This is a genomic window from Limisphaera sp. VF-2 (assembly GCF_049537125.1).
GTDB lineage: Bacteria > Verrucomicrobiota > Verrucomicrobiia > Limisphaerales > Limisphaeraceae > Limisphaera.
Window position 1 is genome coordinate 1,034,222 of sequence record NZ_JBMVQY010000001.1, and the last position, 21,425, is coordinate 1,055,646.

Annotated in this window: 14 protein-coding genes; 3 read left to right on the top strand and 11 right to left on the bottom strand. The window is 63.7% G+C overall.

Annotation, left to right across the window (positions count from 1 at the left end; translation table 11 throughout):
* Positions 1-227: 227 nt before the first annotated feature.
* The 8 genes from ACPDIT_RS03745 to ACPDIT_RS03780 all read right to left on the bottom strand — a co-directional run bounded on the left by ACPDIT_RS03745 (position 228) and on the right by ACPDIT_RS03780 (position 3,521).
* Positions 228-470: a hypothetical protein gene (locus tag ACPDIT_RS03745; protein ID WP_423441680.1), complete on the bottom strand. Its 243-nt coding sequence runs from the start codon at positions 468-470 to the stop codon at positions 228-230.
* The gene (locus ACPDIT_RS03750; RefSeq protein WP_423441681.1) at positions 467-745 is read right to left on the bottom strand and encodes a hypothetical protein; all 279 of its coding nucleotides are present in this window, start codon (positions 743-745) and stop codon (positions 467-469) included. The genes ACPDIT_RS03745 and ACPDIT_RS03750 overlap by 4 nt, the downstream gene beginning before the upstream one ends.
* Before the next feature lie 14 nt (positions 746-759).
* On the bottom strand, positions 760-1,107 hold the full coding sequence (locus ACPDIT_RS03755; protein WP_423441683.1) for a hypothetical protein: 348 nt from the start codon (positions 1,105-1,107) through the stop codon (positions 760-762).
* Between the two features lie 186 nt (positions 1,108-1,293).
* On the bottom strand, positions 1,294-1,593 hold the full coding sequence (locus tag ACPDIT_RS03760) for a hypothetical protein (RefSeq protein WP_423441685.1): 300 nt from the start codon (positions 1,591-1,593) through the stop codon (positions 1,294-1,296).
* A gap of 108 nt (positions 1,594-1,701) precedes the next feature.
* Positions 1,702-1,893, bottom strand: coding sequence for a hypothetical protein (locus ACPDIT_RS03765; RefSeq protein WP_423441686.1), 192 nt, complete (start codon positions 1,891-1,893; stop codon positions 1,702-1,704).
* Entirely contained in the window at positions 1,883-2,215 is a 333-nt protein-coding gene (locus ACPDIT_RS03770; RefSeq protein WP_423441687.1) for a hypothetical protein, read from the bottom strand. The genes ACPDIT_RS03765 and ACPDIT_RS03770 overlap by 11 nt, the downstream gene beginning before the upstream one ends.
* An 80-nt stretch (positions 2,216-2,295) precedes the next feature.
* On the bottom strand, positions 2,296-2,826 hold the full coding sequence (locus ACPDIT_RS03775) for a hypothetical protein (protein WP_423441688.1): 531 nt from the start codon (positions 2,824-2,826) through the stop codon (positions 2,296-2,298).
* Positions 2,827-3,332: 506 nt separating this feature from the next.
* Complete coding sequence (locus ACPDIT_RS03780) at positions 3,333-3,521, bottom strand: hypothetical protein (protein ID WP_423441690.1); 189 nt, start codon at positions 3,519-3,521, stop codon at positions 3,333-3,335.
* Between the two features lie 883 nt (positions 3,522-4,404).
* Between ACPDIT_RS03780 and ACPDIT_RS03785 the strand changes: the two genes are divergently transcribed.
* From ACPDIT_RS03785 to ACPDIT_RS03795, 3 genes are all read left to right on the top strand, one after another.
* Positions 4,405-9,810, top strand: coding sequence for an Ig-like domain-containing protein (locus ACPDIT_RS03785; protein ID WP_423441692.1), 5,406 nt, complete (start codon positions 4,405-4,407; stop codon positions 9,808-9,810).
* A gap of 784 nt (positions 9,811-10,594) precedes the next feature.
* Positions 10,595-11,614, top strand: a complete 1,020-nt coding sequence (locus ACPDIT_RS03790; protein ID WP_423441694.1) for a sialidase family protein — start codon at positions 10,595-10,597, stop codon at positions 11,612-11,614.
* Between the two features lie 49 nt (positions 11,615-11,663).
* The gene (locus ACPDIT_RS03795) at positions 11,664-13,730 is read left to right on the top strand and encodes a prolyl oligopeptidase family serine peptidase (RefSeq protein WP_423441696.1); all 2,067 of its coding nucleotides are present in this window, start codon (positions 11,664-11,666) and stop codon (positions 13,728-13,730) included.
* A 2,029-nt stretch (positions 13,731-15,759) separates the two neighbouring features.
* On the opposite strand, the gene ACPDIT_RS03800 is transcribed toward ACPDIT_RS03795, so the two are convergent.
* The 3 genes from ACPDIT_RS03800 to ACPDIT_RS03810 form a co-directional block, all read right to left on the bottom strand.
* The gene (locus ACPDIT_RS03800) at positions 15,760-19,146 is read right to left on the bottom strand and encodes a PA14 domain-containing protein (RefSeq protein WP_423441698.1); all 3,387 of its coding nucleotides are present in this window, start codon (positions 19,144-19,146) and stop codon (positions 15,760-15,762) included.
* 349 nt (positions 19,147-19,495) lie between these two features.
* Positions 19,496-19,984, bottom strand: a complete 489-nt coding sequence (locus ACPDIT_RS03805; RefSeq protein ID WP_423441699.1) for a 6,7-dimethyl-8-ribityllumazine synthase — start codon at positions 19,982-19,984, stop codon at positions 19,496-19,498.
* Between the two features lie 15 nt (positions 19,985-19,999).
* The gene (locus ACPDIT_RS03810; protein WP_423442567.1) at positions 20,000-21,202 is read right to left on the bottom strand and encodes a bifunctional 3,4-dihydroxy-2-butanone-4-phosphate synthase/GTP cyclohydrolase II; all 1,203 of its coding nucleotides are present in this window, start codon (positions 21,200-21,202) and stop codon (positions 20,000-20,002) included.
* Positions 21,203-21,425: the final 223 nt, after the last annotated feature.

Genomic DNA, 21,425 nt, shown 5'->3' on the forward strand with positions numbered 1-21,425 from the left:
CGTCCACCGTTTCAGGATCGCTCCACTGCCCACGCCCGCGCACAACGCGCCCACGGTGGACAGCCCCAGAACCGCATCCGCCACCGTCGGAGGAGATCGTGCAGGTTCCTGGTCCCCGCCGTCTGGGCCCGGGCCCGCGCCTCCACCCAGTGCCGCTGCAGCACCCGCACTGAATCGGCCACTGCCATCCCACCCGGCACGGACAAGGGCACCACAAAATGCAGGCCTTAATAATACCGCCACAGGTTTGCCACGGATCTGAACATCCACCCACCCAACAACACACCCACGGCGAATACTCCCAACGGCGGCCAACCCGGTTTTCGTAAGGCAAGAACACCAAATCCTCCAGCCACCCACGCCGTCAGGGTTTCAGCGGTCAGGAGCGGCACGGACACACCCTGCCGGGTCGGATCCAGCGGTGCTGCCTGGTTCGCCGCCCAGTGCGATTCCAGCAACCAGTCCATCATAAGTTCGGCGACAGCCACGCGATCAGCCCAAAGGTTGCTGCCCAACCCAGCAGCCATGGACCCACCACGCGCACGGAGCCCCGCAGCCCGTACAGCCGCAAGCTCAACAGCACCAGGGCCGGCGCGACCACCGCCGACGTCAGTTTTATTTGCATCGCAGCCCCCATGACCACCCCCGAGCACGCCGCCCGCCACCAGGGCAGATTCCCGCCCTCCGCATAAAAGACCGCCGCGGCCACCCAGGCCCACGCCCACGCCACAGGCTCGAGCATCACACTGAATGTCAGTGTCAGCCCATCTCCCCAAGCCCACAGCAAACGTCGACGTAATCATCCCCACACCCCCCGGACCCGACGCCCATGCACGCGATTGCAGCCCACATCGCCGCCATTGACACCACGCTGAACAGGCAGGGCCACTGCGGTCCCTCCCCGCACCAGCGAACCAACCAGGCGTTCAACAAGGTGTGCTGCCACGGCTGATCGTTCGAAACCCGCGCCAACTGGTCGGGCTGCCGCACCGCAAAGTGAATCTTCATCACCTCCCATCCATCGCCCCCTCCCGGGCCCCAAGCATGGCGAAACGGGCAATAACCGACCGCCAACACCACCGCAATGAGAGCCCAACCCCACGCCACGCCGCGCATTTAAACCCCGCTCGTCATGACTGCCGTGGAAGCGACCGCCAGGCCAGCAAGCCGGTCAAAAAAAAACCAGGACGCCAGGGTCACCCTCCACTCTTGTTCCCGACCCCGCGCCCAGCCCGCCCACGATTGAATCCCGATCACACAGGGACAAGGACCCGAGTCCGGAGGCTCGAGAAGTTACCACACCAGGAACCCGGATCCCACCACCGTGAGCACCGCGCAATTCAGCGGCGCCGGCAACCAGATCGCCGCCGCGCCGGCACCGATCTCTCCCACCCCCTGCACCACGGCCCAGTGCGTGGCACTGGACACACGTTCAGGCCCCCCACTCAACCGCTGCGGCTCCCCCAGACCCACGGCCACCAGCTTCGCCACTCCGAGCCCCACCAACCCGCAACCCGCCACCTGCACCACCCTGCGGACATCCCACCACCGTCCCCCGCACCCCGCACCGTCAGCCTGCTGCGCCTGCCTCATAACACACGTCAACGGATTCCCACTCCTTGATACGCTGGGACGCGCAGAACTCCGGGCACCCCCGGTCCCGGATCGCCCACGGTTTTCGTCGCGTCCGGCCTCCCCGTCTCAATTCTCCGCCCGCCGCCGCTGCCTCCACCGTCCTCCCACCAACACCGCGGCTCCCACCATCAGCACCGCCACCACCACCCACCGGCGCCAGCCCCTTGGTTCCAACATCGGCAACGGTTCGTACGGCTCTTCCTCCACCTTGTGCCAGCGTCCCGCCAAATCCACCAGGTAGTCAACGTCATTCGACACCACGAGAAACCTCACCAGCGGTTCCGTCTTCCGTCGAAACATCTCCGGGAAATAGCCCTTCGGTGCGGCGGGATCCACCCTCAAACTCGATGTCATCAACATAATTCGTGTGATGTAACAACCCCCACCGCTCGTCCCGGTCTTCCACAATGTACAACCACGGCGGAAACGGTCGCTCCGGCAGGTACACGTACGAGACCCGCCAAAGCCGCCGGCGGCCGTCGTAATCCTTCGTTTGATATGAAATCTCTGCCGGGCGGCCGTATTCGTCGAACCGCTCGATCCTGGCCCAGCCACCCGGGTAGGATCGGAATGCCTTCACGGGTTCGACCTCGAGCTCCGTGTCGCTAACCCAGCGTAATGGATCCGGTCCAAGCTCATCCAATCCGAGCCGAAGATCGCTCAGCACTTACGCATTGTGGGTAATGACATTGACCTGAGACGCACCCTGACCCCGCCCGGCGTGTTGGTCCGAAAGGTAATCGAAAGTCTCTCGTGGCCGTCGTACAAAAACCAGTAGTAATCCTTGTTTCTCCCTCGAACTCGCGCCATCCCATTCGAAATGGGGCGATAAGTGATCGAACCGTCCCGCCGGGGACGCCATCGGCCCTTTTCCGTCCCCAGATCCCGCAAATACCATCCTTCCGGCTGCCAGCCGGCCTCGAATCGCTCCAACACAAACGGGCGGAGAATGGACTCTTTGGACCCTGGCCTGTCAGCCACGCTCATGAGAAACCTCGAAAAGGATCGGCGATGGGCGATGAACCGAATCGGCGGAGTCCGAGCCAGAAACTCGCGGAAGACCACGGCCGGTTCACGGTTCGGATCGAAAGGCTTGTCGGATCCCTCCACTGCGAGGGCAGCCCCGGCAGCCAACAGATGAAGGATCAAGGCCCACCGGGCCGCAGTGCTGCCAAGGTTCTGACTCCGCATCTCTGGGCCCATGGTAATCCGCGACCGGGGCCAGGGGAGCTGCCGAGGGCATTGCGATGTGTTCATGGTGCAGAAGTCATACAACCTTACCGTCTCGACCGAGCCGGTTCTGGACCGCCACCCCTTGTCTGTCGTCTCCCAAATGTACGCGGTCAAGGCGAGTAGGGACTTGGTTTAAATGGAGTTGCCCGGCCCTGTCGAGGAGTGTTCTTGCGCATCCACCGGGCTTCACTCCGGGGATCGAGAGGCCCCAGAGGCACATCAGGTGGAGCGGGCTCGACCTGCCAGCCGTCCTGGCTCTCCGCAGGCGGATTCGAAGATCGTTTCGTTCGTCAAACTGCTTCCCTTATTACACGTTTGGCTCTTGTCCCAGACATCGACCGCCGGCGGGATAAGCTGAAGTGTAAAGCCGGACGAATCTCGGTTGGCCCTGACACTCGAACAAACACCAGCGGTCACTCTCTGTCCGTCCAGACGCGTGTCCAACCTGACGTTCTCGGCAGTGCTCAGGTCACCCAGCGATAATCAGCGTCCTCATGGAAGAGCTTACAGGACACTCCGTTGATCCAGAGATTCTTCGAGCAGGCACGCGTGGTGGGAATCCAACACGCTATTGCCGTCCCCCCACCCAGCAGCACTGCCGCCAGCATTGCCGCCGGGGAGTTGAAGACGCGAGAGACCTTCGCGAGGACCATGCGCCACAACTATTTCGTTCTCATGCCGCTTATGTACTAAAAAAGAGTTGTCAAGAGGGCTTCGCGGAAGTCCGCACGTTGCCAGGTGGAAAAGCGGACAACCAGCAGATTTCCCAAGCGGGCTCGATCACTCGTTTCCTCAACCGGGGAGCAACTTCATTCCGCGGGCCGTCAAAGATTCGAGAACCCGCCCCTCTGAATCCGCGCGTTGCACCAGGACTTTTCGAAGGGTGGTCTTGTTCGACACCCCGGCGATTCGACCGGCGCGGCCTTTAGCAAAGCGGCAGCCGAGTACCGGGTTCGCACCCGAGCCCTGAAGGGACCCGATTCCACTTCCGGCCACCTGCCCTGACCCGTCGAAGCGCGGGTCGATCCTGCACCGTCGCGAACGGCCCCGAGCAGGGCGCAAGCTCTGGGAAATAGCCACCCGACGAGGGCAGCGGACTTGGATGCAGCAGGCACCAACGGAGGTCGAGGGTCAAAGTTCGTATCCCCTGCTCCGAGGGCCCCCTGGTGGGGCTCGGTCCGGATTCGGATCCCGGGTCGGCCGTCTGACGGCAGCGGCAACCAGCCTCCAAACCCGAAACGGCGGATGGAAATCGGCGGGGACTCCCCGGCAGACGCTGCCCGCGTACCCGCGGCCACTCCGGTGGCTCCTCCAGCCCATCACCCGGGAGCCACTGCGCCCCCAGGTGTCTCCTCTCGGGCGGCTGCATCGCTCGTCCGGGCCGGAACGCCCCCCTTGACAGATCCCAGGCTTGCGATAAAGAGGATGCGCGTGGGTAATATGTTGCATCTCTTGAGCTTACCGATGGGCCGCATCCACTCAATCGTACGGAATCGCATCGACCCTCGCCACCACGCTGGCAGGCTGGCCGGCGCCATGTTGTGGGTGCTTGTCAGTCTGGCCCCGGTCTCCTCTCGGGCGGACGGCGACACCCAGTTGATTCGCATCGTGCGGGGCGGCATGGCGCCCGTGGCAGCGGCGGCCGGAGAAACGGTGGAGTACCGTGTGGATTACGAGGTGCTCCGACCCAGCCTGCAACGGGTGGAGATGGATCCCGGGATCGATTGGTCCCCCCTGATCATTCACTCCTACCGCTACCTGACGAACGCCGAGGGGAAGCCATCTTTTCGTGTCGTGCTAAGGATCCCCGAGTCCCTGATCAACACCAATGGCACCGACCGGTGGTTGTTTTACTCCCCGCGATTGCGCGTGATCGATACCCAGGCCAATGTTCAGACCCTGACCGCACCGCCGGGCGTGCTGCTGGTTCTGGTCCGGCATGCCCTGCGCACGGAGAGCGGTTTGACGCACTACCAAAACGCCGCCCCCGGTTCCTGGTGGCTGATGGCACCAGACTTCTTGTTCGCCGAGGAGATGGATTGGGAGACAAGCTTGCGCGACCGCAGTCGAGTTCTGCTGCCGCCGGGCGTCGATTTGTTGCTGGCGGGGCTGGACAGCCGCATCGTGCAGTTCATGTTGAGCTTTTACGGCTCCGCACCATCGTCCGGCTTCTTGGTTTTCACCGAGGGCCCGTTCGAGTTGTTTGCCTGGGACAATCGGGATCATCCCCTGCCGGAGTTTCGGACGCGCCTGATCCCCGGCGTTCGGGTGGGCGAGTATTTTACCTACCAGGTGGGCCCCACATGGGCGCTGGGGGTGCGTGCCCGGGCCGACGCACGGCCGGGCGACGCCGGCAAGGTGGTCGCCGTGTTTCTCCGGGAAAACGGCGAGGAGTGGGGACGGCGGGAGTTGCGTCTGGAGGCAGGGCCCGACCCCCTGCAGTCCATGGGAAGAATCGTCCTGGCGAATTCGGACAATGAGGCTTTGCTAACCGCCTACCTCTTGGGAACGCGCCCCCTGAGCAGCGGAGGCTACCTGGCCACCCTGTATGCAATGAAACAGTTCAATGAGCAGTGGTCATCGAACGGTGTCATCTCCTACGAGCTCTTCAAACTAACGAATACGGAGCCCTTCATTGATTGGATCGAAAGTCAGTGTATTCCGTGTTTTCCGGGTTGTGGCGACTGTTACGTCGTGAGCGGATCCTTAACTTGCGAAACTCCGAATCCATTCTATATCAAGTTGACGTATGCCCCGGGAACGGTCGTCGCAACCGGCGGCATCAATCCCTTTGGCACGGATGGCGAACACGTGGGTTCGCTCCACCTTGCGTGGTCCCGGGCGGGATCTCATCAGGTTCACGGATCTGCGCTGGGGCCCGTGGAGATCCGCGCCCGCTTCCGACCTCCTGCCCGGATCGAATATCAGAGTGTGCGTGCTCCCACTCTCAGATCGAGCAGCATAATCTCCGCGTCCGAGGTCGATCCGTGTCCCCCTGGCACCCGGAGCTATTCCGGCCTCCGGCAATGGCAGGTGGACAACAAGCTTTTCCTGTGGGCAAACGCCGACTTCGATACGCAACGTTTTAAAATGACCGTAAGAGAAGGCGGCGTGCCATGGATCGATCCATCACTTGACATTGATGCGGACCTTTCTTTGCCCTGGCGCACGCCTTCTGACACGCCCGAGGCCGTGGTGCAACTTGTAGCCAACCCCCCTGCCCTGCGACTGGTTCAACTGACACCGACCAACCGTCCCTGGGTGGAGCTGCTCGTCCAGGCACGGGAGGAGGATCAACCATGGGCGGCTCAGCCCGTGAGCGTCGAGGGTCCCGACGTGGGACAATTGGTCCTGCAGGAACCCCGCCAAACAGACACGTACGGGCACTACTCGTTCTACTGGCAGCCACCCCCCGCCGACTGGTTTGAAGGGCGAACACTTCCCTACGCTTTCGACTTCACCGTACGACTCCCCGGGGGCCGCACCTCCACGGCCCACGTCTTCGTAAGTCAGGAGGTCGTGCGCGGCCGGGTGGTGCGTCGCCATGCCGGGGCGGATCGTTCGGACCCGGAGGGCGATGGTTTGACCCCGGTCGTCGGAGCAGAGGTGAGCTTCACTCCTTCTTTCAATCCCGGATTCACCGTACGAACAGATGCCGAGGGCGATTTCGTCCTGCCGGTGCAGGGCGCACAACTCTATACCGTGTATGTCCGCGGTCCCCAAACGCCGCCCCCGATGACCCTGACGGAGTCGGATCCCATCCTCTGGGTGCCGGGGACGCAGGAGCACCTGTTGGCGGAGCCGCTCTACCTGGCAAGCCTCAGTGTGCTTCCCAAATTGAAGGACATCTACCTTCCGCCGGTGCGCCAATATCTTCAGCGCGGTTCTGCCGAAACGTGGTTTTCCCTCGAATCGCCCACCAATCCGGCTCCGGTCATCGAGGCGTTTTTGCAACGCCTGCAGTCGCAGCCCCGGACATCCAGCTACGACGAGGAGGCCCTGCGGCGGCTGCATTTGGCCACGTGGGTGGCTTACGAGGGCACCCGAGCCGCGCAGGAAGTCAGCGAGTTCGCCGCGGACCAGATCTGGGAGGGCTCCTGCGGACTCCTGACCCGGCTTCTCCAGGAGACCGTCAAGAAAATCGACGTGCTGCAGATCATCAAGGGTCGACTCAACGACGAGATCCAACGACTGACGCAATCGGGCAGCGATCCGGTGCGTCTGCGGAAACTGCAGGATCAGCTCGCCATGTTGGAGGCCGCGGAACGCAAAACGCTGGAGCTGAAGCGCCGGCTGAACCAAGCCGCGTACAGCCTGTACAGTCAGGTGGCCGTGCGCCTGGCCAAAAGCGGGACCGAACCGCGCCTCGTTCGCCAACTCTTCCTGCAACTGATGCTGTACTGGAACAATCAACTCAACGAGCTGGTGGGTGAGCAGATCGAGAGCTGGTTACTGGACTCCAAACTGGGCAGGTTGGCGACCACCGAAGTAAGCCGCCGCCTGAATTCCGTGAACAACTCGCTCGAGCAACTCGATGCGCAACTTCGCGAGGCGTTGCGGCAGTATCTGGCCCTGGGCTTCCGACGAGAACTGGGGCGGGCCCTCCTCGAGGCGGCCCTGGCCGCCGACGCGGGGCGGTTCCCCCAAAATGCCTTCAGTTATGCCCAGGCCGATCGCGCCGTCGGCCTGGCCGTCGAACGTTTGCAAGCCGACATCCAGTGGTTCCGGCAGGTCACCACCGGGGAGTTCGGCTACGGCTTCTGGCTGGAGCTCTTGAACGGGGTTTTGGACGACTGGGATAACTGGGCCAAAGCAGCTCTGACCGCAGTCACGGTCGGAACCTTTGCAGCCTGGGTGAAGGCCATCGACGCGGTCCTGGAGGTCGTGAATCAAATGTTGCCGGTGGCCCAGGTCGCAAGCGGAATCCTGGCCGCCGAGGGCATCAGCGAGGACGGATCTCTCACCGCCCACACCGTCCTGGGGATTCGATTCGCCCTGTCTCAGGCGGGCCGTTTTCAGGTTCGGGTGCATTCTCCCGTGCACTTGATGGCCGTGGATCCGTGGGGCCGCCGCACGGGTTGGGATGCATCGGGCACGTTGCATGCCGAGATTCCCGGCGCTTTGGCCCAGGCGGCGGGTCCGGACCAACCCGAGGTGCTGTATCTGCCCGATGCTCCGGCCCACTACCGCCTGTTGCTCTTCGGCACCGGCTCCGGTACGTATCGCGTGGAGGTCGGTCAGGAACAGGCCGGAGGCATTTTCCAAACGAACGGGTCGTGGTCGGGCACCATCAGCCCCGGGACGGTCCGTTCGGTTCAGCTCACGGTTTCCGACAGCGACACGATTCAGGCCTCCCCGGAGAGCGACCTGCCACCGCCGGCCCGCTGGGAGCTGCGCGACGAGAACGGAGAGCCAATCGGGCATCTGCACCTGGCTTCGGGCGGACGGGTGAGACTGCGGCCGGTGCTGGTGGGCACAGACGGACTCCCCGTGCCTGTGGCGTGGGAAGAGCTGGTGTGGACGGCGAGCCCGACCAACGTGGCCCTGTTACATCCCACGGAATCCGGATTGGACCTTCAGGCTGCCGAAGCCGGAAGCACCACGGTTCAGCTCGCGGGTCACGGTCTCGTCACGAATTTCACGGTGACCGTAACCGCCGCGCCTCCGGCGGTCTTGGCTCTGGACGTGTCTCCCGCGATCGCCGCGCCCGGGTCGGTCATTCACCTGCGAGCGCAGGTGACGGACGGCTTCAACGGGCTGGGGGGTTGGACGGTGCATTTCCATGCGCCGCTGTTCACAACCAATCCCGTGGCCACGGCCACCACCGACGCCTCCGGCCGGGCGGAAGCCAGTTGGTCCCTCCCTGCCGAGGTTACCGGTCCGATGCTGTTGACCGCCACTGTGCTGAGGCCGGATGGCGTCCGACTTACCGCGGGGCGGCGTTTGGGGGTTTTGCTCCGCGCCGGTTCCCTTCCGGGAGAACCTGTTGATTCCGCAACTTCCATCACCCTGGCCGAAGAAAACACTCCCCTGGCCCACGTGGCGGTGCCCTCTGACGCCTTCCCACAGGCCGTGCAGCCCGTGGGCTTCCTGGAGGCCATCCCCGACACCACCCGGTTGCCCGCGTTGTCCGGCGACTGGGCATTTGCCAAACAGCCCATCGGGCTGACGTTTTGGGATGCCGCCCGTGAAACCTCGTTGGTTCCGTCCAGCCCGGTACAATTCACGCTGAACCTTACCAATCGAGCCCTGGAACAGACCCGGGTCTGGCAGGTGGTGGAAACCAACGGTAGCGCCGTGTGGATGCCGGTGCCGAACGTCCTGTTGAGCACGAACGGGTGGATCTTCTCCATGTCGCAGCCGGGTGTCCTCGCTCTGCTGGAAGACACGCGTCCCCCGCAACTCACCAACACCGTGCCGGTCGCCAACAGTACGAATGTGAGTCGGACGGCTCCGATCACGCTACGGTTCCACGAACCGATTCGGCCCGGCGCGATGTGGGGTCAATGGGTTGTGCAAGCGGGTATGAATCAGATCCCGGTCCAGGTCACCCTCCAAGACCACACGCTCACCATCGTGCCGCAAACACCGTGGCGGCCCGCGACACTTCACGTGCTGAGTCTGCCCACCGGGGCCGTCACGGATCTGGTGGGCAATCCGAATGAAACTCTCCTGTTCCGGTTCACCGCCCAACCCCCCGTGCGGCCACGTTTACAGCGGCCCGAGGTCGAACAAACCCCCGAGGGTCGGCGAGTGCGTCTCCGTTTTGCCGTGGAACCGGATCTGGGCTATGTGCTGGAGACCACCGACGGCCTCTCGAGCGGCGTCTGGGTTCCTGTATGGGCGTCTCCCCTGCCGGTGGGCACAAACCAGGTTGAAGTTGCCGACACGGTCCCCGCGAACATTCCCCAACGCTATTACCGGCTGCGCATCGTCTGGTGACTCGTTCCGATTTCGGTGGAGGGCCGCTTGCCACCGCCACGTCAGGACCTGCAAAGTACACGCGACGCAAGCCTTCGGAACTTTCGGTTATCACCCGACGTCATCGAGGCCCGGGCGGGTCGATCCCGTTGACACGGGAGGAGAGTCCATCCGGTGCGGGGGGCAAATCCGGGTCCACTCCGCCGGCCTCGTAGGAATCCGCCCAGAAAGGAATGCAGCATCACGGGAGAGGCCACAGTCTACCTCCATCCGCCTTGGGCCATACTCGTCGAGGAGATCGGTCCGGCCTGGCCGCTTTTGGATGGATTCCTGCGTCGCAGACCGCGCAGGGGCGAGGCCCGGGGTTGAATCGCTTGTCCACTGCATCGGGAACACACGACCGCGTGCTTGCGCACGGATCCATCCCTTGGATGGTCCTACCAGCCTGCAAGCAAACCCGAAGACACTCGCGCCTGAGCACCTGTGAAGAGCCCTCTTCAGGGCGCCCCTTTTTACAACCACAGGCACAGTTACCACGGCCCCACGATTCCTGTCCCCGGTGACAGCAAACGCGAGGAATCTCACGGAAGCGGAACCGACTGGGCCGAGAGCCATGTCTCTCAGGTGTTGGCTCGCCCCGCAAGCTCGATGGAATTCCCGCCGTGGCCGACTCGGGAAGGACGAGGCAAGGTGGCATTCTCGTGGGGTCCTTGAATGCGGTGCCCAATAATCGGGCTGCGCCACCCCGGAGTGGCCGGACTTTGTCGGCTCGACGCGCGCGGAGCATGATCGGTAGTCTTCTCGGGTGTGGCGATGCTTTCCCCATCTGGTGGGGTTGGGGTTGGCTCTTCAGGTCTGCGCCCAAACCGGCCCTGAGCCGGTGGACATGGGCCGCGGTGCGTGGGGACGACTGGCTCCCGACGACAAGGGGCGCTGGTGGATGGTTCTCACCCGGTTCCCGGCACCCCGCACCAGCCACCTGGAGATCCTCATCAGCACCAACCACTGCCGGGACTGGACCCCCCTGGCCCGCGTGAGCGAGCCGGGTCGTCTGGTCGACAACGGCCATTTGCTTCTGCGATCCGACGGGACACTCCTGCTGGCGGCCCGCTCCCTCCACGAAGGTGAATCATACGAACTTCCCGTGTATGCCAGTACCAACGAGGGGCGTACCTGGCAGCGTTGGTCCTGCATCGACGCCATCGAAGGCCCCGTTGCGCAGCAGAAACGGGGTCTCTGGGAGCCGTTCCTCTTTTCGCTACCGGACGGGCGCGTCAGCGTCATCTATTCGAGTGAGAAACACGAGGGCTACAGTCAGGTCCTCTCGCAGAAGAGTTCCCCGGATGGGGGACGCACCTGGGGGCCCGAGCATCGCATTGTCGAAGAGCCGGGAGGCGGCCGCCTCAGGCCGGGCATGGGCGTGGTCACCCGCACGCACGATGGACACTTCCTGCTCGTGTACGAAGTGGTCGGTCTGGGCCGGGGCCAGGTCCACGTCAAGCGGTCGGAAGACGGCGAACGATGGCCGCCCGGCCTTGGGACTCCCATCCCGGGTCACGAGGCCGCTCCATGGGTCCTGGCGCTCCGGGACGGGCGACTGCTTTTGACTTCCTGTCGAAACACCCTGTCCATCAGCACCAATGGGGGCCTGACCTGGCTGCCGGTGGGAGGCGAGCCCTGGCCGGTACGATTTCAGTACACGTGGCCGGCTCTGTACGAGATCGCCCCGGAAACCATTCTGGCAAGTCGCTCCGAGGGCCCGGTCCGACTTTATTTCTGCCGAATCCCGTCGCCCGCACGCCGACATTCGGACCCTCCCGAGTAACCGGAGACGCCGGCTTGCGATCGTGGACACGGTGTCCGAGGATGAGGACATGAACATACGGTGGACCTGCGTTGCCTTCGGACTGACCGGAGCTCTGGCCACAGCCTCCCCCGAAGCTCCCGGCTCTCTTCAAGCCCAGGGCCTGACCCCCCGCGACGTCGCCAGAATTCAGCAAGTCACCGCTGCAAGCGCGTCCCCGAACGGCCACTGGATTGCCTTTCTTCGACAGGTGCCGCGCGACCTCGAGCAGGATCCGGACGGCCCTGCGTGGTCCGAGCTGTGGGTGTATGACACTGACACGGGTCGCGAGCGACCCTTCGTCACCGGCCGCGTGGACCTGAGCCAGATCGACTGGACGCCCGACAGCCGGCACATCGCCTTTCTGGCCAAGCGCGGTGACGACAAGCACAAGGCCCTCTATCTGATCCCCATCGACGGCGGGGAGGCACGGAAGGCCATCGAGCTCAAGAGCGACCTTGCCACTTATGCACTTGCGCCGGACGCCCACCGGGTGGCCGTGGTGGCCGCCGAGCCGGAACCCGAAACCCGCAAAAAGCAGAAGGACAAGGGATTCAACCAGGAGGTCTTCGAGGAGGACTGGCGTTATGCGCGTCTGTGGATCCTCACCCTGTTCGCAGACACCCGGGGAAGTTCCCCGTTGCCTCTGGAGGGTCACGTGCACCAGGTCGAATGGCGGCCGGGCCACGAGCAACTCGCCGTGAGCCTGGCACCAACGCCTGCCGTGGATGATTCGTATGTGCGGCAGCGGATCCGCATCATCGACGCACGCACCGGCGACGTCCTCGTGCGGGTGGACAATCCGGGCAAGCTCCGACGGTTTCGATGGAGCCCGGAGGGCCGGCGCCTGGTCATGATCGCGGCGCAGGACCAACACGATCCATCGCCCGGCCGGCTCATGGAGGTCGATCTACAAACCGGCTCCTTCCGCGATCTGATTCCGGATTACGCCGGACAGGTGGAGGACTGCGCGTGGGTCGCCGAGGATCGCCTGCTCGCTCTTTGTAGTGAGGGAGTTCGTTCCGTCATTTACGATTTGCGGTGGGACGGGCCCCGGGTTCACCGCGAGCGGCGACTCGGTCCCGAGGGGCCGGTTTTTGACACGATCTCGTGTGGCGGCGAGAAGCCCCTGGTGGCCCTGGTGGGCAGCAGCCCGGTCCATCCGGCCGAGCTTTTTCTTCTCAATGCCGGGGAGGCGACCGCACGCCGGGTCACGGACGGCAACCCGTGGCTCGCCGAACGCCGGTTGGCTCGACAGGAAGTCGTCAGTTGGAACGCCCGCGACGGTTTGGAGCTGGAGGGTATCCTGATCCGTCCCCTGGAGGACGCGGGCACACCGGTACCTCTGATTCTCTCGGTTCATGGTGGACCCGAGGCCCACGTGCGCCACGGATGGCTGACAAGCTACAGTTTACCCGGCCAGGTCGCCGCAGCGCGCGGCATGGCGGTGTTTTATCCCAATTATCGGGGCAGCACCGGGCGGGGCGTGGCTTTCTCCAAGCTTGGCCAGGGAGATGCCGCCGGTCGTGAGTTTGACGACCTGATCGACGCGGTGGACCATCTCATTCGAATCGGAGTGGCCGACTCGAATCGCGTGGGGGTCACGGGAGGATCGTACGGAGGCTACGCCACTGCCTGGTGTGTCACGCGCTACTCCGAGCGATTCGCCGCGGGCGTCATGTTCGTGGGCATCAGTGACAAGGTCTCCAAGGTCGGCACCACGGACATTCCCGATGAGGAATATCTGGTGCATGCGCTGCGCCGGCCGTGGGAACAGTGGGCATTCCTCCTGGAACGCAGCCCGATCTATCACGCCGGTAACTGCCGTACACCCCTGTTGATCCTTCATGGCAAAGACGATCCGCGGGTGCACGTCAGCCAATCGCTGGAAATGTATCGCCACCTCAAACTGCGGAGCCGGGCCCCGGTCCGGCTGGTGTTGTATCCCGGCGAAGGACACGGCAACCGGCGCGCCGCTTCCCGGTACGATTATCACCTGCGCATGCTGGGCTGGTTCGAACATTACCTGCAGGGTCCCGGAGGCAATCCTCCGTCTTGGGAGCTCTCATACGACCTCGTCGAGATCAAAGAGCCGTGAAACCCGCGTTCGTGGCCATGCACACGCTTCCTGTTCCCTTCCGATAAACGCACGAAGCCGAACGATGTCCTCCACGCCCGGGTTCCGAGCTGCTGGAATTCCAGCCCCCGGCAGTCCCCGTCGCGGGGCCGCTCGAACCTCAGCAGAGTCTGTAGCACTACGGGCTCATGGCCGGGAGCCCCTCGACGTGCATGTCGCAGAGCATGACCAATTCATCCCCTTCCGCGTCGCAAGCGTAGGCAGTTGGCCGGATTAGTGCCCTCCATTGTCCGGCGGCTGGCGCTTGCTTGGCCTCCGGGGCGGGGCAGGCCCTCGTGGACGGCTGGCTGCGCAGCGTTTCGCCAGGGCATCGGCATGAGCTCGCGCGGCTCCGCTCTTGCGCATTAGCGTTACAAAGTTACGTAAGCCGGGTCTGTGCGCGGCGCCGCCAATGGTCGTACGACACGAATCTCCTTCGGGAAACCACTGTTTTTGGAAAGCCCGGCGGTTCTGCGGAGCAGGCCCAGGACCTCTCGAGAGGCCCGCGGCACGGGATTGGAACAGCCCGATTCTGCACATGCCGCTTGCAGGTCGTTGATCTGGAGGGGCAATTCCCCGACCGAAGCTGTTTTTTTCCGTACCCTGCCAGCGCCGGCAGGGTATCTGCCAAACCCAATTGGCCGAAACGACAACGAGCGCAACCCATGGCACAAGGGGGCCGCGTTGCGCCATCGGCGCGCCCTTGGGCCGTCAACCGTTCTTTGCTGGAGTATCGAGAGAATGCCCCGTTCTGCCGGATCCGCCCCGTGAGCAAGCGCGCCTCGCCGGAATCGAGGGATCCGTGCTCGAAACAAAGCTTCCGTACCCAGCGTGTGACCAGAGACTCCGTTTCCACATTGGGCCTTTAGGCGCCCGCAGGAGCCCCTCCAGCCCATACTGTGGCGTTCTTCATTCCGGGCCGTGCATCTTGGGAACGTGTCGACCCCGAGTACTTGAAACGCGTGGAGTCATTGCCAGCCGGCGATATTTCATGGATCGGCGTTGGGGCTCCAGCCCGGACTGCTTGACTCACCGGAGCGCCGTCTCGAACGCGCGGGCCGAAAAGTTGTTCTCCGGGAGCAGCGAATCTCGGAACCCTGGCTGCTCTCTGGAGATCGCCAGGCAAGCCCTGGACCGGTCTCGCACGTTTCGCAATGCGGAAAAAATCCCCGGTCGGCGATCGTGCGGCCCTTTCGCCAGTCGCGCCGGCTGGTTTTTGGTTCGCGGGTTCCGACGCGTTGATACTCCGGAATGCCGGGCCACCCCCGATCGTCGACAAGGGAACCCAGGTACTGCCCCGAGACTGTAGCTGTCGGATTCAGCGTGCCTTCGCGCGCCAGTGGGCCGTTGAAGAAGCTCCAGACCACCAAGAACGCTTTCGCACGCCGTTGATTCCCAAAGCCCGTTTCTCGAAGCAACACGTCTTCTTTCAGAAGCTCGAGCCGACCCGGTGGTTTCTTCTTTCGGCCGAAGGTTCGCCGCGCAGGGTATTGGCCACCGGGACCTCGAGGGATTGCGGAGTCACAGATGCCCAGGAGAGGCGAGCCGTGCCGAACGAATCGTGTTCGCTGCCGACTCCCTACGCCCCAAAGTTTTTCACGCGATAAAAAGCTGGCAAGTCGCTGCAACGGTGCCTTCGAGAGTGGGATTTCCTGCGGACCCATTCCTTGTGACAGGGCGGTCCACGGCTTTGGGGCTTTTGCAACCGGGGGGCCAGGGCGGTTCACCCTCGAGAAATCGCAACCTTCCCTACCGATAGGAATTCCGGCTGCGAACAGATTCCAAGGGCTCAAAGCGAGCGATGTTCGTCGGTCCCGGTTTTCCGGACCACGGCTCACTTTGACCTCGAACGGAGCGCGTGCCACCGGACAGGCGCACGACCGAAACAAGGAATCCGATCTCAAATCCCGGGGCCGCGCAGAAACGAACCGGGGTCGGGCCCGCCTCTCGCCGACCCGACCCCGCGTAACCTGTTAGCGGCTGGTTTGGGAGACCGGCTTACTCGCCGCGCCTACCGCACCACCCGGAAGTACTTGGCCGTGCCCGTGATCGGAATCACCGCCGGATTGGCCGTCGTCTCCGTCGTCCAAACCGCTCCCGGCCCGAGCACCGGACTGCTCTCCAGCCGCCCACCGGCCGGACTCCACGAGATCACCACATTGTCGCCCTGCCGCCCCACCGTCAGCACCGGCGGCTCCACCGGCGCAGGCTCGGCCATGTACCCGATCACATTCCCGGTCAGCAGCGGCGCATCGCCATCCACCGGATCGTTCTCATTCATCAGCTTGAAGGTGACGGCCAGGTTGTCCCCACCGCCGCCTTCCCGCTGGATCGCCTCGATGTAATAACGCCGACCGGCTTCCAAGCGGATGCCTTGGGCATACGGATAATTGGCCCCACCGTCCGGCGTGAACTGGTCCGAACGACGCTGGCTGGCATTATTGCCAGACACCCACATGCGGGCGTCGTTCCAGTCACGCTGGTGCGCCACCCACACCTTGGCCGCCGGCTGATCGCTGTTGGTGCTGATGAACAGCCGGCTCTCGTCATCCGAACTGATGAAGAACACATAGTCGCCGGTCTGGGGCGGGATGAAGAACCCGCTCACCCGACGTGTGAAGTTGTCGGCGATATTCGTGCGCGACTCGAAGATGGTCCAGTTACTGACGACCGTCGGGAACCCAACGTTCCCGTACAGCACGTCATCGAAGCTTGCGCCGACAAAGAACTCTTCTTTGACCTGGCCCGGCACGAAGACCGTGTCGGTCAGGACCGTCACCGTGGCCACCTGGCTGGTCACCGATCCGTACTGCGACAGCGTGACCACGCAGTCGAACGTCGCCCCGTTGTCGTTGGTCGAGGTGACGAAGGAGTACACGGTGCTGGTGGCGTTGGCGATCGGCTGGCCGTTGCGCCGCCACTGATAGGTGGGCGGATAAATCGCATCCGTGGCCACCCCAATGGTGAAGACCGCCGGATGCCAGGCGCGCACCGTGGTGTTCTGCGGCTGTTGCGTGATGCTCAACGAGGTGGGCGCCGGCAGTTTCAGCCCGATCACGTTGCCCCGCAGATTCGACGGGGTCCCATCCGTAGGCGCCGGCTCGCCATACAGCGTGTAGTAAACGGCGATATTATCTCCACCGCCGCCCTCGTGCTGCACGGCCTCGATGTAGTAACGTTGTCCTGCCGTCAACGGGATGCCGCCCTGGCCGGGCATGCTCCCGTCCGGGGCCACGAAGGTATCCGAGTTGCGTTGGGTGACATTGAGCCCGGACTGCCATGCACGGGTTCCATTCCACGAGCTCTGCTGTGCAATCAGCCGCTTGTTGGCCTCGTTTTCGTCCGTGCTCAGGAACAGGTCGCTGTCGTCATCGGAGGACAGGTAAAACACATACCGACCGGTCGTCGGCGGTACGAACCACGTGCTCAACCGCTGGACGTAGTTGTCCGCCCAGTCGGTCACGTCAAAAGCGGTGATGAAGTCGCGAATATTCGGAGGTCCGGCCTGACCATTCTCGACCATCACGCGGGTGACGGAACTGTTGTTCGGACCCCAAACTTCACGTCGGACGATGCCCGTGATGAAAACCGATTGATGAACCGTCAACGTAGCCTCGTCGCTGGTCACGGTCAATCCCGTGCCGGGGATGCTGACCACGCAACGATACCGGGCACCGTTGTCCGCGATGTTGGCGGTCATGGTCAGCGTGGGTCCGGTGCGTCCGGGGATGTCCACGCCGTTGCGCTGCCACTGGTACGCGGGCGTGAGCTCCGCGTCCGTCGAGACCTCCACGCTGAACGTCACATCCAGGCCCTCCCACTGCGTCACCGACTGCGGCTGCCGCGTGATCGTCAGCGTCGTCGGCGTCCACGTCAGCATCCGAATGACGCCATTCGTCAGGTTCGAAGGTTCGCCATCCACCGGGTCACTCGAACTTTTGAGGATGAAGTAAACGCCCAGATTGTCTCCGCCACCGCCTTCCCGATGAACGGCTTCGATCCAGTACTTCTGCCCCGCCACCAACGGAATGCCCGCGTTGTACGGCTGGTTCATGCCACCGTCCGGACTCCAGGTGTCGGAGCGCTTCTGCGACCAGGCGATCGCACTGCCACCGCCGCCGTGAGTGATCCAGTTGTTCCGGCCCGACCAACCCTCCTGTTGGGCGATCAGGCGTTTGCTGGCCGGGCTGGCGTTGGTGCCCAGATACAGGTCGGCATCATCGTCCGCAGCGATGAAAAACACATAGTCCCCCGTGACCGGCGGCACGAACAGTCCACTGATCCGGCTGGCGTAGTTGTCGGCAAAGTTCTGGGGACCATCGAACGCGGTCAGAGCCCGAATCTGTGCCGGTCGGCCATGAGCACCACTTCGGATCCCGAACAGGCTCACGCCCGGATAGTACTCCCACTTGAGCATGCCAACGATTTCCGTGGGGGCCTGCACAGTGAGCGTGGCCACGGTGCTCGTCACGGAGGCGCTGCCCAGCACGGCCCGGCAATAGATCTGGGCATTGTTGTCCTCGGGCGCCACCACGAACGAATACGTCGGCCCGGTAGCGTTGGCAATCGGCTGACCGTTCTTGAACCACTGGTAATCGCCGACACCCAGGGAGCCGTTGGCAATCGCCGCGTTGGTGGCCTGGAAGGTCAGAGTGACAGTCGTATGGGAGTAAACCGTCTGATTCTGCAAATCGCGGACAACCTGGAGATTCGGAGCGGCCGGGGACACGGTCACGCTCAGGTCCGACACGGTGGCCGTGCCCAAGTCGGCATTGTTATGGGCGGTCACGGCGACGCCCACCAGGACCCGCCCGGGGAAGGGCTGACCGAATCCGAACTGGGTGCTGGCGGTGTCAATGTCGGCATACTTGGTCCAGTTGACCCCGTCGGTGCCGTACCACATGGTGATCACGCTGCCCTGACGCGTCAGGCGAAGCCAAGTGTTGGGATAAGTGGGGGCAACCGTCTGGTTGAAGGTATTCCAATCAGCATCCCCTCCACGCGATGCGCGCCATTGAGGAGCCACCTGATTCTGGCCCGCGCTACGCGTGGTCATGGCGGCGATGAACGGGTCCGGACCCTGCGGCAAGCCGCTGGCATCCGGAACACGAACCATCAGTTCGCATTTCGTCCACCAGTCCGGCCCTTGCAGATCGTGGACCCTTATCTTCGCATCCCACGAATGCCCATCCACGGTGGTGTAAACATAGTAAAACTGGTCTGAGGTACCCCAAATATCAGCCCCACCGCCGGTGACGGTCATTTGGCCGGGAGGGGTACCCGTGTGGGAGCCCGGAATGCCCGGATTACCTACATCTTGGCCGGTCCAAGTTTGGGCTCCGGCCGTGAGCGCCACCAAGAGGGAGGAGACAGCCCAGAGTTTGTGCGTCGGTTTCATAGGTCCACACCACTGCGCGTCAGGTTTCGTTGATCCGCGCATTCTCGTCAGGGTTTGGTTGTTGGTTCGGGTTATGGCCCAACTGGGTCTTACCAGATTCCAGATCTCGAACCGACCGAACGAAGCACAGAACCGCCCTGTCGCGGCCCTGCACTCGACTCAGTTGGATCGGGATCTGTTCACGTCCAGACTTTTCGCCCCGCCACCGGAAATTGTCAACTGCAATTTTGCAAAAATCTCTTCTACCCTTTGGTGCCATGCTGCAGGGAGAACGAGGATCCAAAAGCGAGGACCCTTGCGTTCACACACTCCTCGACCCGCTTCTCGGAAGGCCGTTGCCGATGCCCTCTCATTGGGCCGGCTTCGATCCCTCCAAGCGCTTGACCAGGCGTGCCATTTGAAGGGCGGTTTGGGCGGCTTCCAGACCCCGGTTGTAGCGCCGGTCCAGGCACCGGCGCTGCGCCTGCGCCTCGTTCTCCAGCAACAACACCTCGTGAATCACCGGCAGCCCGTGCCGCAACCCCACCTGCATCAGCCCGTCCGTGACCGCCCGGCCGATCAGCTCTGCATGCATCGTCTCGCCCCGCAAAATCACCCCCAGACACACAATGGCCGCCGGCCGCCGGCCCAACCCACCCCGCGCCACCAATTCCGCCCCCAACACGATCTCATAGGCCCCCGGCACCCGGACCACCGTCACCTCTGCCCCTGCTGCCTCCAACTGCGCCCGCGCCGCCCCCACCATCCCCTCCACATACCGCCGGTTGTACCGCGAGGCCACGATGACATACCACCCCCCGGCCCCCCGCACCCGTGCTGCTTGCCGCCTGCGCAACATCCCCGCCCCCTCCCCTCAGAGCCAGTGGCCCATCTTCTGCCGCTTGGTCCGCAAATACCCCGCATTGTGCGGATTGGCTCCCACCCGCAGCGGAATCTGCTCCACCACCTCCAACCCGTAGCCCTCCAGGCCCACCAGCTTCTTCGGATTGTTCGTCAACAACCGAATCGTCCGCAGCCCCAAATCCACCAAAATCTGCGCCCCCAACCCGTACTCCCGCAAATCCATCGGATAGCCCAGCCGCGCATTGGCCTCCACCGTGTCCAACCCCTCCTGCTCCTGCAACCGATACGCCCGAATCTTGCCCTCCAACCCAATGCCCCGCCCCTCCTGGCGCATGTACACCAACACCCCGCAGCCCTCCTGCGCAATCCGCTCCATCGCCGCCCGCAACTGCGGCCCACAGTCACACCGCAACGACCCAAACACATCCCCCGTCAAACACTCACTGTGCACCCGCACCAACACCCCCTGCCGCCCCGCCACCTCCCCCATCACCAACGCCACATGATGCTGCCCGTCCAGCCGCGACCGGTACAAATGCAGCTGAAACCGCCCCAGCTGCGTCGGCAACCCCACCGTCTCCACCCGCTCGATCAACTTCTCCCGCCGCCGCCGATACTCGATCAAATCCGCTATCGTGCACAGCTTCAGTCGATGCCGCCGCGCAAACCGCCGCAACTGCCCCAGCCGCATCATCCGCCCCTGCTCGTTCATGATCTCGCAGATCACCGCCACCGGCCGCAGCCCCGCCAAACGCGCCAAATCCACCGCCGCCTCCGTGTGCCCCGCCCGCTGCAACACCCCCCCGGGCTTGGCCCGCAACGGAAACACATGCCCCGGCCGCACCAAATCCTCCGGCACCGCCGTCGGATCGGCCAGCACCTGAATCGTCCGAGCCCGATCCGCCGCACTGATCCCCGTCGTAATGCCCCGGGCCGCATCCACACTGACCTGAAAATCCGTCCGAAAACTGTCCCGATTCTCCCGCACCATGCTGTCAATGCCCAGCTGCTGCAGCCGCTCGGCCGTCGTCGGCACGCAAATCAACCCCCGCCCGTACTTGGCCATGAAATTGACCGCCTCCGGCGTCACAAACTGCGCCGCCATCACCAGATCCCCCTCGTTCTCCCGGTCCGCATCGTCCACCACAATGACCATGCGCCCCCGGCGCAAATCCGCCAACACCGACTCAATCGTGTCAAAACCACCCTGCATACCCACCCCCAAAGTACCCCACCCCTCCCGCTTGACCAGCGACAAAACAGCCTGCAGCCGCAGCGCCGCGTCGATTTCGAACAGCCGCCGGGCTCTTTACCCGGGGGAGCGCGACACGCGGGACAGGCGGGTGTAAACCGCCGGGCATTCTGTCGGAGACTCTGCCGGCGTGGATTCCACCCGGTGGGTTGCGGAGGACGTTGTCCTTTGAGCGGCTGCGGGT